Source organism: Streptomyces sp. NPDC004609 (assembly GCF_042873655.1).
GTDB lineage: Bacteria > Actinomycetota > Actinomycetes > Streptomycetales > Streptomycetaceae > Streptomyces.
Genome location: NZ_JBIALS010000008.1, coordinates 1 through 13,136, shown reverse-complemented (window position 1 = coordinate 13,136; position 13,136 = coordinate 1). Strand labels below are relative to the sequence as shown.

Annotated in this window: 12 protein-coding genes and 1 pseudogene; 10 read left to right on the top strand and 3 right to left on the bottom strand. The window is 72.7% G+C overall.

The window, feature by feature from the left end; all coding sequences use genetic code 11:
- Positions 1–340 precede the first annotated feature (340 nt).
- From ACFYT4_RS10405 to ACFYT4_RS10380, 6 genes and pseudogenes are all read left to right on the top strand, one after another.
- The gene (locus ACFYT4_RS10405; RefSeq protein WP_389267130.1) at positions 341–1,339 is read left to right on the top strand and encodes a response regulator; all 999 of its coding nucleotides are present in this window, start codon (positions 341–343) and stop codon (positions 1,337–1,339) included.
- Positions 1,340–1,570: 231 nt separating this feature from the next.
- Positions 1,571–1,822 carry a hypothetical protein gene (locus tag ACFYT4_RS10400; RefSeq protein ID WP_389267129.1) on the top strand — a complete coding sequence of 84 codons (252 nt, stop codon included), beginning with the start codon at positions 1,571–1,573 and terminating at the stop codon, positions 1,820–1,822.
- A gap of 47 nt (positions 1,823–1,869) precedes the next feature.
- A pseudogene (locus ACFYT4_RS10395) lies at positions 1,870–2,526 on the top strand (pilus assembly protein TadG-related protein); the annotation flags it as partial.
- A gap of 33 nt (positions 2,527–2,559) precedes the next feature.
- Positions 2,560–3,159, top strand: coding sequence for a hypothetical protein (locus tag ACFYT4_RS10390; RefSeq protein WP_389267128.1), 600 nt, complete (start codon positions 2,560–2,562; stop codon positions 3,157–3,159).
- Positions 3,159–3,860, top strand: a complete 702-nt coding sequence (locus ACFYT4_RS10385; protein WP_389267127.1) for an OmpA family protein — start codon at positions 3,159–3,161, stop codon at positions 3,858–3,860. Before ACFYT4_RS10390 ends, ACFYT4_RS10385 begins: the two co-directional genes overlap by 1 nt.
- Positions 3,861–4,106: 246 nt before the next feature.
- Positions 4,107–5,519 (top strand): hypothetical protein, encoded by a 1,413-nt coding sequence (locus ACFYT4_RS10380; RefSeq protein WP_389267126.1) that lies wholly within the window; start codon positions 4,107–4,109, stop codon positions 5,517–5,519.
- A gap of 99 nt (positions 5,520–5,618) precedes the next feature.
- Here the strand turns inward: ACFYT4_RS10380 and ACFYT4_RS10375 are convergent, their stop codons facing one another.
- Positions 5,619–5,999, bottom strand: a complete 381-nt coding sequence (locus ACFYT4_RS10375) for a DUF192 domain-containing protein (protein ID WP_389267124.1) — start codon at positions 5,997–5,999, stop codon at positions 5,619–5,621.
- A gap of 49 nt (positions 6,000–6,048) precedes the next feature.
- Here ACFYT4_RS10375 and ACFYT4_RS10370 point away from each other — a divergent pair, with 49 nt between their 5' ends.
- Positions 6,049–6,972 (top strand): prepilin peptidase, encoded by a 924-nt coding sequence (locus tag ACFYT4_RS10370; RefSeq protein WP_389267123.1) that lies wholly within the window; start codon positions 6,049–6,051, stop codon positions 6,970–6,972.
- 89 nt (positions 6,973–7,061) lie between these two features.
- Entirely contained in the window at positions 7,062–8,627 is a 1,566-nt protein-coding gene (locus ACFYT4_RS10365) for a DUF2079 domain-containing protein (protein ID WP_389267122.1), read from the top strand.
- 210 nt (positions 8,628–8,837) lie between these two features.
- Here ACFYT4_RS10365 and ACFYT4_RS10360 read toward each other — a convergent pair whose 3' ends face one another.
- A complete protein-coding gene (locus ACFYT4_RS10360; RefSeq protein ID WP_389267121.1) occupies positions 8,838–10,055 on the bottom strand; it encodes a winged helix DNA-binding domain-containing protein in 1,218 nt (405 codons plus the stop codon).
- Between the two features lie 110 nt (positions 10,056–10,165).
- Between ACFYT4_RS10360 and ACFYT4_RS10355 the strand changes: the two genes are divergently transcribed.
- Positions 10,166–10,522, top strand: coding sequence for a winged helix-turn-helix transcriptional regulator (locus tag ACFYT4_RS10355; RefSeq protein ID WP_389267120.1), 357 nt, complete (start codon positions 10,166–10,168; stop codon positions 10,520–10,522).
- 466 nt (positions 10,523–10,988) lie between these two features.
- Here ACFYT4_RS10355 and mgrA read toward each other — a convergent pair whose 3' ends face one another.
- Positions 10,989–12,026: an L-glyceraldehyde 3-phosphate reductase gene (gene mgrA, locus ACFYT4_RS10350; protein ID WP_389267119.1), complete on the bottom strand. Its 1,038-nt coding sequence runs from the start codon at positions 12,024–12,026 to the stop codon at positions 10,989–10,991.
- A 241-nt stretch (positions 12,027–12,267) separates the two neighbouring features.
- On the opposite strand from mgrA, the gene ACFYT4_RS10345 reads away from it, so the two are divergent.
- Complete coding sequence (locus ACFYT4_RS10345) at positions 12,268–13,032, top strand: isoprenyl transferase (protein ID WP_389267355.1); 765 nt, start codon at positions 12,268–12,270, stop codon at positions 13,030–13,032.
- Positions 13,033–13,136 lie beyond the last annotated feature (104 nt).

Genomic DNA, 13,136 nt, shown 5'->3' with positions numbered 1-13,136 from the left:
CTCGGCCCCGGCCCCCGGCAGAGCGGCCCCGGCTGCGGACCGGGCGGGTCCGGCCCCCGACCGTCCTGCGGGGCCGGTTCCGCCTCCTCCGTACCGTCCGCCCTCTCCGTACTCTCAGCCGTCTCCGTCCCCGTCCCGATCCGAGGCCCCGTCCCAGGCCCAGGCCCCGCCTCAGGCCCAGGCCCCGCCCCATGCCTGGGTCCCGTCCGCCGAGCCCCGGGGGCGTGAACCCTCCGTCGCGTACCCACCGTCCTTCCCGTACACCCCGTCCGCCGGGGCGTCCCCGCGCTGGGCGCCCCTCCACCACTGACCGTCCCCCTTCCGAGAGGAGGCTGCAGCCATGCCGGACGACCACGCGCACAGCTCACGACAGATCCGGACCCGTCAGTCGCATGTCTCGCAGCGCACGTCCTCGCACGCCGCCCCGATCGGCTCCGGCCGCACGGGGGGAGCGCCGTCGGCCACCGCGCCACCGCTCACGGCCGACGGGTTCCCGGTACTCCCGGACCCGGTGCCGTCCCGGCCGCTGCGGGTCGTCGTCGCCGATGACAACCCGGTCGTACGGGCGGGCCTGACCGCCCTGCTCCAGGACCGCGCCGATCTCGACGTCGTCGCGGAGGCGGCCGACGGGCGACAGGCGTACGAGGCCGTGGTGCGGCACCGCCCTGACGTGGTGCTGCTGGATGTCCGGATGCCGGGTGTCGACGGCATCTCGGCGCTGCCGTATCTGGTGCGGCTGGCCCCGGTGCTGATGATGACGTACAGCAGTGAGAGTGAGATCGTCCACGAGGCGCTGCGGCGGGGCGCGGGGGGCTACCTCGTGCACGGTGAGTTCACGGCCGACCAACTGGTCACCGCGGTACGGGACATCACGGCGGGCCGCGCCGCCTTCAGCCACTCCGCGAGCGGTGCGCTGCTGGCCGGGGTGCGGGGGGCGGTCCGGGAGTCCGGCCCTCCGGTACGGGACGGCGGCCGTCCGGCGGGGAAGTCCGCTGCGCCGGGCGAGAGTTCCCCGCTGCCGGACGGGCTGGGATCGGCGCTCGACTTTCCTCAACGCTCTTCGCATACGCAATCGGATGTGGGACATTCGAGTCCGGTGCCCGGAGTGGCCGAGAGACTCCGGGGAGTCCTCACCGAACTGAGCCGGCGGGAGGTGGAGGTGATGGAGCTGATCGCGTCCGGACTGACCAATCAGCAGATCGCCGCTTCCTGCTTCATCAGCCAGAAGACGGTCAAGAACCACATCAACCGCATCTTCGCCAAGCTGAACGCGGGCAGCAGGGGCGAGGCCATCGCCATCTGGCACGGGCTCGCCCGAAGGGGGGCGGGCCCGGCATGACCGCGTCCACGGGGCACCCCGTAGATCCCGTACAGCCCGAGGCACATCCCGTACACCCCGAGCGGGAGCCCGCCCCTGATTCCCGGCAGGTCTCCGGTTTTCGGGCCGAGTCCGCCGATTGGGCCCGGTATTGGGCCCTGAGGCCCATTCTTCTCCGCACCGGAACGGCGTACAGTCCTCGCGCTGCCATCTGCACGGGTGCTGCCGTCCGCACGGGCCAGGAGGAACACGATGCCGAACACGACGCTGAGGGCCATGGTCAGGACCCGGGTACTCCTCGGGGCGTGGACGGCATCGACTGCCCGGACCTTGAAGGAGCGCCGCGACCGGGGCCAGGGCTCGGTCGAGTACGTGGGTGTCATCGTGCTGGTGGCGCTGATCATCGCTGCGATCGTGGGCTCGGGTGTGGCGAACGACATCGCCAACGGCCTGAAGAGCAAGGTGGCCGGAATCTTGGGTTCCGGCGGCGGTGGCGGGAAGTAACCGCCCGGCCGCTCACCGGCCGTACGCATGACGCAGGGCAGGCCGCCCCCATCTATATCGCAATGGTGGCGGGCCTGCTCTTTCTCGCGCTCGCCTTCTTCGCCGTCGGACAGGCGGGTGCCACTCGTAACGGCGCCCAGTCCGGCGCGGACGCCGCCGCGCTCGCCGCCGCCCAGGAATCCCGGGACGGTCTCGGCGACAGCCTGTGGGAGGGGCCCTTCGACCCCGACTTCCTGCGCCGGCTCCTCTCCGGGGAGCCGCTCGGCGACAGCGGCTGCGCCGCGGCCGGTCCGCTCGCGGCCGAGAACGGGTCGTCGGTGCTGGAGTGCGCTGAACTGGGCGACGGCCGCTGGGGGTTCACCGTCCGGGTCCGTTCCCTGAAGCCCGTGGGGGACACGGTGCTGCCGGGCACCGACAAGGAGCACGCCGAGGCCACGGCCACCGCCGTCGTGGAACCTCTGTGCACCTTCGAGCCCAGCGAGCCCGACCTCCCGTCGAGCCCGCCCGAGAGCGAGCCTCCGCCCGGGGATCCGTCCTCCGGCGACGGGGAGCCGTCTCCCGGCGACGACGAGGGCGAGCCCGCCGACATCCCTCCCGTCGGGAAACTCCTGTGCGAAGACGGTGACTTCGAACTCGACCCGGAGAACAGGGAATCCCTCCCCGAGATGTCCGACCTCCTCGCTGTCCGACTGGCTGAGGACTGACCGACCGCGACCGAACGCAAAGGAACAGCACTGATGAGTACTCGGCACGGAGCGAAGACCCGCAGAGCGGTGGCCGCCGCCCTGGTGGCCGCGGCGCTGCCGCTCTCCCTGACGGCGTGCGGCAGCGGTGGCGACGGCTCGGACGAGAAGGGCGCGGCCACGGCATCGACGTCCTCGGGCAGTTCGGAGAAGCCCGGCGAGACCGAGGACGGCGGCACGGTTGTGCCCGACTCCAGCAAGACCCTCGCCACCGTCAACGGCTCCAACGGTTTCCAGTTCGTCATCAACAGCGCCGTCCGTGACGGCGGGGGCTTTCTGACGGTCTCCGGATCGGTCAAGAACACCAGTGGGAATGTGCAGGCACCACCGCTCCAGTGGAGCGGAGAGGAGACCAGGGTCAAACAGACCGGACCGTCGTTCGCCGGAATGACGCTGGTGGACAAGAAGGACAAGAAGCGCTATTACGTGCTCCGCGACACCGACGGGTTTCCGCTCACCACCACGGGTCTGAGCACTCTGGAGACGGGCCAGGCCGTCGATTTCTTCGCCCAGTTCCCCTCTCCGCCCGAAGGGACCGACGAGGTCGACGTACAGATCCCGCTGATGCCCACCGTCACGATTGAGATCTCCTGATGGGTGCCGCCGAGAGCGCTGGGCGCGCCGGCGGGGTGTCGGGGGCACGTCCGGTGCGGAGGTCCCCCGGGCCGCGGCACCCCGCGGCCGTGACGCTCGCCGCGCTGGTCCTCGTCACGGGAGCGCAGCTCACCGCCGCGCCCGGAGCAGCGGCCGACGAGACCCCCGGCCCGCCCCCGGGCGTGGAACCGGCCTCCCCGCCACCACGGATCGACGGCGACGACCCCGGGCTGAAGATGCGGGACGGTGCCACGCTCGCCGAGCCGCGGGTCCTGGACGTCGTGTCGATCGTCGAGACCGAGGGCGGTGAGGAGCGCCGCCAGGAGACGCCCACCTCGCTGACGTTCGCGCTGCAGGCCGAGGTCCTCTTCGGCAAGAACAGCGCCAAGCTGACGCCCGAGGCCGGCGGCCGTGTCTCGGCGATCGTCGCCGAGATCAAGAAGAGCAACGCCAAGAGGGTGCGGGTCTTCGGCTTCACGGACAACCTCGGTACGTACGAACACGGCAAGGTGCTCTCCAAACAGCGTGCCGACGCGGTGCACGGGGTGCTGACCCAGCAGTTGAACGACGCCGGGATCACCTACGACGTCCGTGGCTACAGCGAGGACTATCCGATCGCCGACAACGCGACGGAGGAGGGCCGCAGGAAGAACCGCCGGGTCGAGGTCACCTTCCCGACGGGCGGCGGCGGCACGGCCTGAGGGGCACGCCTGAACGCGTCGCCGAGTCGGCCCCCCTGCGTCGCACCCGGTTCCGGCCGACACCGTCGACCCGGGCGGCGCCCGGTCGGACACCGCTCCGGTGAACACCGGCCGAACGGGCGCCGGCACGGTCTGTTGCATCACTCATGCGTTCGACACCCGGACCGCAGTACGCTGCGGCCCGGCCGTCGAGCGCACGGGGACGGTCGCATGGACTGTCGACCCAGTGGGCTGAGGAGCGCGCGGATGAGCCGGGGCAGGGCGACGACCGCCGTGGCGGCGGCCGGGAGAACGGCCGCCGGGCCGATCACGGGGGGCCGGGGAACCACCGCGCGGGGCAGAGCGGCCAGGGCCGGGGGGCTGCTCGTGCTCGCCCTCGCCCAGCTCCTCGTCCCGTTCGCGCGGCCGGCCGGTGCCGCCGCGCCCGGCTGGACGACCCCCGCGGCCGTGCCCGGGTGGGCGGCCCCCGCGTATGAAACGGCCCCCGACGCACGGCCGGTGAAAGGGGCGACGGCCGTGTCGAAGGCCCCGCCGCTGGAGCCGGGGACGTACACCGACACGATCTCCGCCGGTGAGCGGAAGTACTACCAGGTCGATCTGGACGCCACGAGCAACGCCTACGTATCCGCCGTACTGGCCCCGCCGCCCGGCAGCGAGGTCGCCGGTACGGACGGCATCAGGGTCACGCTGGAGTCCGCCGACCGCGAGCAGTGCAGCGACAGCACCGACATCACCTTCGGCGGTGCCACGGCGCGGCCCGTCGCCGACTACTCCACCCGCAGGATCGGCCGGGGCCGCGCCTGCCAGGAGGCCGGGCCGTACCTCTACACCGTCGAGTGGATCGACTCGAAGTCCGGTACGGATGCCGAGAGTTGGCCGGTGGAGCTGAAGTTCATGTCCGAGCCCGGCCTGAAGGACGGTGAGACCGCGCCGTCGGCACCCTCGTCATGGAGTTCCCGGCCGCCGGGGGAGACGTCCGGGGAGGCCAGGACCACCGGGGGCGGCACGGGGTTCAACGACGCCCCCGCCGTCGGGCGCGGGGTGTGGCGAGACCGGCTCGGCCCCGGCGAGAGCCGCTTCTACAAGGTGCCCGTGGACTGGGGCCAGCAGCTGTTCCTCGACGCCGAGTTCGGCGGGAGCGGGAGCGGGGCCGGGGCGCCGACGGTCGCCGACGGACTGCGGCTCTCCCTCTTCAATACGGCGCGCGGCTTCGTCGAGAGCGCGGACGCGGCGGCTTCGGGCTCGTCCGCGAAGGCGTCGCTGGCCACGGCGCCGGTCGCCTTCGCCAACCGCACCTCGGACGAGGCCAACACCGGTGCGATGCGGTTCGCCGGCTGGTACTACGTCCGGGTCTCCGTCGACGAACGGGCCGGGAACCCCCTGCCGCTGACCCTGCGGGTGGCCGTGGAGGGAGAGGCCCGGCCGGGACCCGCGTACGCCGGTGACGAGTTCGCCGCGGGATTCGGTGTCTCGGACGAGGACCGGCAGGCGGCGGCGGTGCCGGGCGGGGGCGTGCGCGATACGGACGGGAGCAGGGCGACGATGAGGGTGATCGGCCTCTCGGGTATCGGTACCGGGACGGTGCTGGTGCTGGGCCTGGTGGTCTGGACGCTCGGCAGCCGACGCCGCGCGAGCGCGTGGGAGCCGCCCGCTCACTGACCCGGCGCCCCGGGCGCCGCCACTTCTCCCGGCGCCTGAGGACCGTGCGAGGAACCGTGCGCCTCGACCGCCGTCCGGCGGGGCGGTTGCTGCGGCCCTTCACGGCTCCCGGAGCGTTTCGGGCGCGATCGCCAGTTGGCTGCCCGTACGGACCCCCCAGCGCGCCATCGCCCCCGCCTCCGCCTCCAGGACGTGGCGCGCCCGGAAGCGGGGGCGTGCCAGCCGTCCGGGCGGCAGCAGGTGGACGTGGAGGACCGTCAAGTCGGCCGTCAGGTAGGCGACATCGAGGGGGAAGCGCATCCGGAAGCTGTGGACGCTGTTGCACGGGGTCAGCAGCATCGCGCCGTCGATGCCGTCCCGGCCCAGCAGCCCCCGCCGCCGTGTCCCGTACGTCGCCGCGATCTCGACCGGCACCGGCGGACCCTGCCCGTCGACGCGCAAGGTGCCCGTGCCGTCCCGCCATTGACGCCGTCGACCCATGACCCGACCGTAGTGCCCGGGCGGCCGCGGGGAGTGGGCCCCCGGGCCCATGACCGGGTGCGGACGGACCCCTAACCTCTCTGCCGTGTACGTCACGCTGATCGCCGTCGCCGCCCTCTGGGGCGCGGGCGCGGGCCTGCTCGTCCCCCGGGCCGCGTACCGGCTCTCCGTCGAGCCGGAGGAGGCGTGGCGTGACAGCTGCCCGGCCGGGCACCCGTTCACCGGGCCTGCGCGCGGCTGGATCGGCGGTGGGCGGTGCGGATCCTGCCGACCGGACACCGGGACCCCTGAGACCGGCGGTCCGGACTCCCGGCCTCCCCTGACCGGCGGTCACGACGCCGGGCCTCCCGCGCCCGGCGGTCCGGACGCCCGGCCCCCCGTGACCGGCCGACCGGACACCGGGCCCCCCGCGCCCGCCCTCCGTACCGCCGAAGGCGCCCCCCTCGCCCCCCTCCTCACCGCCCTGCCCTGCGCCGCCCTCGCCGCCGCCACCGGTCCCCGCCCCGAGCTGGCGGTGTGGCTGCTGCTCGTGCCGTTCGCCGTACTGCTCGCCGTCGTCGACCGCCGGGTCCACCGCCTTCCCGATCAGCTCACCCTTCCGCTCGCGGCTGCGGCCGCCGGACTGCTCGGAGCCGTGTCGCCGCTGCCGGGTGCGGGCGGTTCCTGGTCCACCGCCCTGCTCGGCGGGCTGGTCCTCGGGGCCACGTATCTGGTGCTGTTCCTGATCAACCCGAACGGTCTCGGCTTCGGTGACGTCAAACTCGCCCTCTCTCTCGGCGTCGTCCTCGGCTGGTACGGCTGGAGCACCCTCTTCACGGGCGCGTTCGCCGGGTTCCTGCTCGGCTCGCTGTACGGGATCGGGCTGATGGCCCTCGGGCGGGCCGGGCGCGGGACCGCGATCCCGTTCGGGCCGTTCATGATCGGCGGCGCGCTGGCGGGCCTGCTCCTCGGCGCGCTCACCGCGCACACCTGAGCCGCGGTCCCACGCACCCCCCACCGGGCCCCGGGACACGCCCGCGCCTGAGATAACAGCACCGTCAACCCCGTCTAGCATCCGGATGTATGCGGACATTTTCTGACAACCCGGCGGTCCGGCGCGGTGTGCTGCGCGTTCTCATCCCCGCGCCCTCGCCGGAGCCCGGATCACGCCCCGCTGCCCGCTTCCCCGCCGCCCTGGTCCCCTGGAGCTGGGCCGCGGCACTCTGCGCGCTGTACGCCACCGTCGCCGTGCGCCGGCACCTCCTGATGCGTACCACCGGCTACGACCTCGGTATCTTCGAGCAGGCCGTACGGTCCTACTCCCAACTGCGCCCCCCTCTCGTCCCCTTGCGCGGCGAGGACTTCAATCTGCTGGGCGACCACTTCCACCCCGCCATCGCCGTTCTCGCCCCCCTCTACCGGGTCTGGCCGTCCCCGCTGGCCCTTCTCGTCGCGCAGTCCGCGCTGATCGCCCTCGGGGCCGTACCGCTGGTCGGCTGGGCCCTGCGCACGCTCGGCCGCCGCTCGGCGCATGCCGTCGCCCTCGGCTACGGACTGAGCTGGGGCATCTCATCGGCCGTCGCGTTCGACTTCCACGAGGTCGCCCTCGCCGTACCGCTGGTCTCGTTCGCCGTCGTCGCCCTGGGGCAGCGGCGATGGGGCGCCGCGGTGGCCTGGGGAGCGCCGCTGGTGCTGATCAAGGAGGACCTCGGGCTCACCCTCGCCGCGCTCGGCTGCGTCATCGCCTGGAAGGGCCCGCGCCGGCTCGGCATCCTCACCGCGGTCGCCGGGGTCGCCGCGTCCGTCATCGAGATCAAGCTGCTGCTGCCCGCGTTCAACCCGGCGGGCGGTTACGCGCACGGCGAGAACCTCGGCGAGGGCACCCACACCTCCCTGCTGACCACCATCGCCTTCGCCCCGCTGGACGCGCTGCGGCCGGACATCAAGGCCATGACGCTGATCCTCGTCTTCGCGCCGTCGGCGCTGCTCGCCCTGCGCTCACCGCTGGCGCTGCTCGCGCTGCCCACCCTGGCCTGGCGGATGCTGTCGCAGAACGGCTTCCACTGGGGCACGTCGTTCCACTACAGCGCGGTCCTGATGCCGATCGTGTTCGCCGGACTCGTCGACACCCTGCGGCGCTGGCGGGGTACGGACCATCCGCTGGCGGCCCGCCATGTCCGGGCGTCCCTCGCGACCGTGCTCGCCGTGACCCTGGTCATGCTGCCGAGCTTTCCGCTGGCGCAGCTCGCCCAGCGGGCGACCTGGCGGACGACGTCCCATATCGAGGCGGCCCGCGAGCTGCTGGCGAAGATCCCCGACGGATCGACCGTCGCCGCGTCCAACGGGCTCGTACCGCAGCTCACTTCGCGCTGCGAGGTCGTCCTCTTCCCGACGTTCCCGGTGGACGCCCGGCTGTACGAGTACGACCGGGGCAAGCTGCCCCGGCCCACCGCCGAGTGGATCATCCACGACAGCAGGCCCCCCGAGGCATGGCCCTACCGCGCGGGCCACTGGCCCTATCCGCCCGAGCAGCAGACCGGCGAACTGGAGGCCGCCCAGCGGACGTACGGCTACCGGCGGATCGCCGAGCGCGACGGCATCACCCTGCTGCGGCTGCGGCACCCGGCCGGGCACGCGGACCGCCGCTGACCCCGCGCACGCGTCACCGGGCGGACCGGCCGTGACCTCGCCCCCGGCCGGGCGGACCGACCGCGTACCCGCTCCCGTCACAGGCCGACCGCGTACCCGCCCCGAACCGACCGTGACCCGGCGCCCCCGACCGGAAGCCGACCGGCCGGCCGTCGTCTCGCGGACCGCCGCCCGGCCGCCGCCGCGACGGGACGGTGATCCCGTCCGTGGTCAGGCGTGCGCACCGACCGTGACCTCACCGACCGTCAACTCCGCCGTCCCCTCCAGGATCATGCCGACCCGCTCCACCTGCTCCGCCAGCTCCCGCCGGTTCCGCGACCGCTCCAGCTCGTCCCCGATCGGCTCCACCGTCACGGCGATCCGCTTCCCGGACCGCTTCTGGTGCCACACCCCGCGCACGGTTCCGTCGACGAGGACGACCGGGTAGTTCCCCGCCTGTCCGCCGGCCAGCGCGCGCCGGTACGCCGATCCCGCGAACAGCAGTTCGCGGGGCTGCGAGGCGATCGTGTACGCGTCGAAGTACGGCAGCAGCCGTACGCCGGACGGCGCCGCCCGCGGGAACGAGCCGTCGCCCGCCGCGATCCAGGCCCGCTCCCCCTCGTACGCCACCTCCTCGATCAGCCCCTGTTCCGCCGACGCCGTGAACACGCTGTTCGCCCATCCCTTCGGCGCGGCGAGCCACTTGGCGAAGTGGGCCGGGGTCGCGGGTCCGTAGGCCACGAGATAGCGGCGGACCAGCTCGTCCAGCGCGGCGGGTCCGTCGAGCGGGGTGATCTCCGGATTCGTGTAGGCCGCCTTGCGCCCCTTGTTCGGGCCGAACGCGAGCACACCCCGGTGCGCGGCCAGATGGGTCACCTGCCGCCAGCGCGGCCACAGTGTCTGGAACGCCTCCATCACCGGATCGCCCGCCCAGGAGCCGGTGCGCTCCACGATCGCGTCGGTCAGCTCGTCGACGGTCAGGGAGGTGCCGTGGAGCGCGTCCCCGATGGCCTCGACGACCTGCTCGGTCTGCTCGTCCGACATACCGGCCGGCCCGGGCGCGGTGGCCCGGCCGCCGGGAATCGCGGACAGTGCCCCGGTCCACATCGGCAGATCCTCCCGCGCCAGCAGATGGACGGTGCCGCGCGGACCGTACGTCTTCACCAGGCTGCCCTCCTTCCACAGCGCGTCCCGGACCGTCGTCCGGGTCGCGCCGCCGCCGAGGCGCGTCGCCACGGACAGCTCGGCGGCGGAGAGCACCTGGGCGTGGGCCCCGAGCATGGCGGCCGTCACCCCGGCGGGGGAGCCGGGGAGGGCCCCGTCGGCCGCCGGGCCGGCCGGATCTCCCGGGGGCGGGCCGGCCGGAGAGCCGCTCGCGGGCGTGCTCAGCCCCTGCCGCTCCAGTGTTCGGGCGTTCGCCCCGGTCCAGGTCACCTCGCGTGTGGTCATGGGCCGACCCTAGGATCCGTATAGGACGGATTCTGTCCTAGTTCCCCTGGGGTCCTCTGGGATGGTGTACTGGCGGAACGGTAAGTATTGAGGTCGTCCGAGGAGTTGCCGTGACCAGGATCAAGCCGGCGTACCACTGTGGTCTGGACGCCGCCGTGGACGTCGTCGGAGGAAAGTGGAAGCCGCTCATCCTGTGGGCCCTGGACGACCGGGGGACCCTGCGCTTCGGTGAACTGCGGCGGAACGTGCCCGGGGTCAGCGAGAAGATGCTGATCCAGCAGCTCCGGGAGCTGGAGGCGGACGGAATCGTCCACCGCGAGGTCTACCGGGAGGTGCCGCCGCGGGTGGAGTACTCCCTCACCGAACTGGGCGACGCCCTCAACAAAGCGCTGGAGCCGCTCGGGGAGTGGGGCAACACCTTCATGGAAGTGATCATCCGGCACAAGATGAAGCAGCCCACGGCCTGAGGGCCGGGTGCGTCCGCGCGCCCTCGGACGCGGTCGGCCGCCCCGCACCGGGGCCGCCGGTGCGGGGGCACCCGGGTCCGCCCATCACGCGATATGCCGGGACACGCGACACGACGTCAACTCCGCGCCCATCCGGGGGTCCCTCGTGGGGGGTAACGGCTCCTGGCACCGCCCGCGGCCCGGAAATCCGCTGCTCCACCGGCCGGGAACCCGGTCGCCGCACGGTTCGCGCCCCCTCGCGCGCCCGCCGTCTGCCGCAGCGGACACGGCGTCCCGGGGGCCTGTGGGACGGCACACCCCCGCGACCGCCCCGGCGAAGGGTTATGGTGGAAACCCCCCCTCGGGCCGGTCCGTATCCCCCCCACGGACCGGCCCGGTTCTCTGTCCGGCGCCGGGTCCGCCCGGCCGGCGCCCACCGGGGCCGCCCCCGGAGGTACGCCCCCAGCCGGCCCCGGGGGATACGCCCTCAGCCGCGCGCGCCCCAGATGTCCGTGCCCTCGGTGTCCACGGCGAAGGCGTCGATCTCCGTCAGCTCCTCCGCCGTCAGCCGCGGGCCCGTCAGCGCGGCGACGTTCTCCTCCAGCTGTCCCACGCTCGACGCGCCGATCAGTGCCGAGGTCATCCGCGGATCCCGCAGCACCCAGCACAGCGCCAGCTGCGCCAGCGACTGCCCTCGGCGGGCGGCGATGCCGTTCAGCCCGTTCAGCCGGCGGACGACCTCGTCCGACAGCAGGCCCGGGTCCAGCGACTTGCCCTGGGTGGCCCGAGAGCCCTCCGGGATGCCGTTGAGGTACTTGCCGGTCAGCAACCCCTGCGCCAGCGGCACGAAGGAGATGCAGCCCATGCCCGCCGTCTCCAGCACATCGAGGAGCCCGTCGTCCTCGATCCAGCGGTTGATCATCGAGTACGAGGGCTGGTGGATGAGCGCGGGCACCCCCGTCTCCCGCAGCAGCCGCGCCGCCTCCGCCGTCCGCTCGGCGTTGTACGACGACACACCGGCGTAGAGCGCCTTCCCCTGCTGCACGGCCGAGGCCAGCGCCCCCATCGTCTCCTCAAGCGGGGTGTCCGGGTCGAAGCGGTGCGAGTAGAAGATGTCGACGTACTCCAGCCCCATCCGGCGCAGGGACGCGTCCAGCGAGGACAGCAGATACTTCCGGGAACCCCACTCCCCGTACGGCCCGGGGTGCATCAGATGGCCCGCCTTGGTGGAGATGACCAGCTCGTCGCGGTGGCGGGAGAAGTCCTCGGCGAAGATCCTGCCGAAGTTCAGCTCCGCCGCCCCGGGCGGCGGGCCGTAGTTGTTCGCCAGATCGAAGTGGGTGACCCCCAGGTCGAAGGCGCGGCGCAGGATCGCGCGCTGCGAATCGAGGGTGCGGTCGTCGCCGAAGTTGTGCCACAGACCCAGCGAGACCGCCGGGAGCTTCAGACCCGAACGGCCGCTGCGCCGGTACTCCATCGACTCGTAACGGTCCTCGGAGGGCAGAAAAGAAGGGGAATCAGTCACGCGTCTCTCCTTATCACGGACTTGTGACAGTCCAGGTTGGGCCGCCGTGGCCCGTCCGCAGTACTGTGGCGACTTCAGGGGATCGCCGCACGGCCCGGAAGCAGTGCCCCGCACGGGGCGGGGGCCGGGGCCGGCCGCGTCACCCGTACGGACCCGGAAGTGCGCCGGGTCCCCGAACCCACGGTCCGATGAGCCCCGGACCGGGGCGGGTGAGCCCGATATAAACCGAGAGGTGGACTCTGTGAACTTGCGTGACCTGGTGTACAGGCTCTACGCACGCCGGGTGGAAGGCCGACTCGACCACTCCCAGGTGCCGAAGCACATCGGAGTCATCCTCGACGGCAACCGCCGCTGGGCCAAGGCGTCGGGCGGCACGACCGAGCAGGGTCACAAGGCCGGTGCGAGCAAGATCCAGGAGCTGCTGGGCTGGTGCGCCGAGACGGATGTCGAGGTCGTCACCCTCTGGCTGCTGTCCACCGACAACCTGGACCGTCCCGAGGAGGAGCTGGTCCCCCTCCTCGGCATCATCGAGAACGCCGTCAGCGACCTCGCCGCCGACGGCCGCTGGCGCGTCCACCACGTCGGCACGCTGGATCTGCTGCCCGCCCGCACCCAGTCCGTGCTCAAGGAGGCCGAACAGGCGACCCACGGCGTACGCGACGGCATACTCGTGAACGTCGCCGTCGGCTACGGGGGCCGCCAGGAGATCGCCGACGCGGTCCGCTCCCTGCTGCTGGAGCACGCGGACAAGGGCACCAGCTTCGAGGAGCTGGCCGAGATCGTGGACGTCGAACACATCTCCGAACACCTCTACACGCGCGGCCAGCCCGACCCCGACCTCGTCATCCGCACCAGCGGCGAGCAGCGGCTGTCCGGGTTCATGCTCTGGCAGAGCGCCCACTCCGAGTACTACTTCTGCGAAGTCTTCTGGCCCGCTTTCCGCAAGGTCGACTTCCTGCGCGCCCTGCGCGACTACGCGGCCCGCCACCGGCGCTACGGCGGCTAGGGCGTGTTGCGAAAGTCCCGCCTGGCCTGCGACGCCCAGCACGCACACTCGCTGCGTTGTCGGGATCGCCCAAGTACGTCCAGTACGAGGGCGACCCTCCGCCT

Excerpts from the sequence above, each read along its gene's own strand:
- ACFYT4_RS10405 (WP_389267130.1), top strand. The coding sequence starts at position 341 with ATGCCGGACGACCACGCGCACAGCTCACGACAGATCCGGACCCGTCAG.
- ACFYT4_RS10400 (WP_389267129.1), top strand. The coding sequence starts at position 1,571 with ATGCCGAACACGACGCTGAGGGCCATGGTCAGGACCCGGGTACTCCTC.
- ACFYT4_RS10390 (WP_389267128.1), top strand. The coding sequence starts at position 2,560 with ATGAGTACTCGGCACGGAGCGAAGACCCGCAGAGCGGTGGCCGCCGCC.
- ACFYT4_RS10385 (WP_389267127.1), top strand. The coding sequence starts at position 3,159 with ATGGGTGCCGCCGAGAGCGCTGGGCGCGCCGGCGGGGTGTCGGGGGCA.
- ACFYT4_RS10380 (WP_389267126.1), top strand. The coding sequence starts at position 4,107 with ATGAGCCGGGGCAGGGCGACGACCGCCGTGGCGGCGGCCGGGAGAACG.
- ACFYT4_RS10375 (WP_389267124.1), bottom strand. The coding sequence starts at position 5,999 with ATGGGTCGACGGCGTCAATGGCGGGACGGCACGGGCACCTTGCGCGTC.
- ACFYT4_RS10370 (WP_389267123.1), top strand. The coding sequence starts at position 6,049 with ATGACCGGGTGCGGACGGACCCCTAACCTCTCTGCCGTGTACGTCACG.
- ACFYT4_RS10365 (WP_389267122.1), top strand. The coding sequence starts at position 7,062 with ATGCGGACATTTTCTGACAACCCGGCGGTCCGGCGCGGTGTGCTGCGC.
- ACFYT4_RS10360 (WP_389267121.1), bottom strand. The coding sequence starts at position 10,055 with ATGACCACACGCGAGGTGACCTGGACCGGGGCGAACGCCCGAACACTG.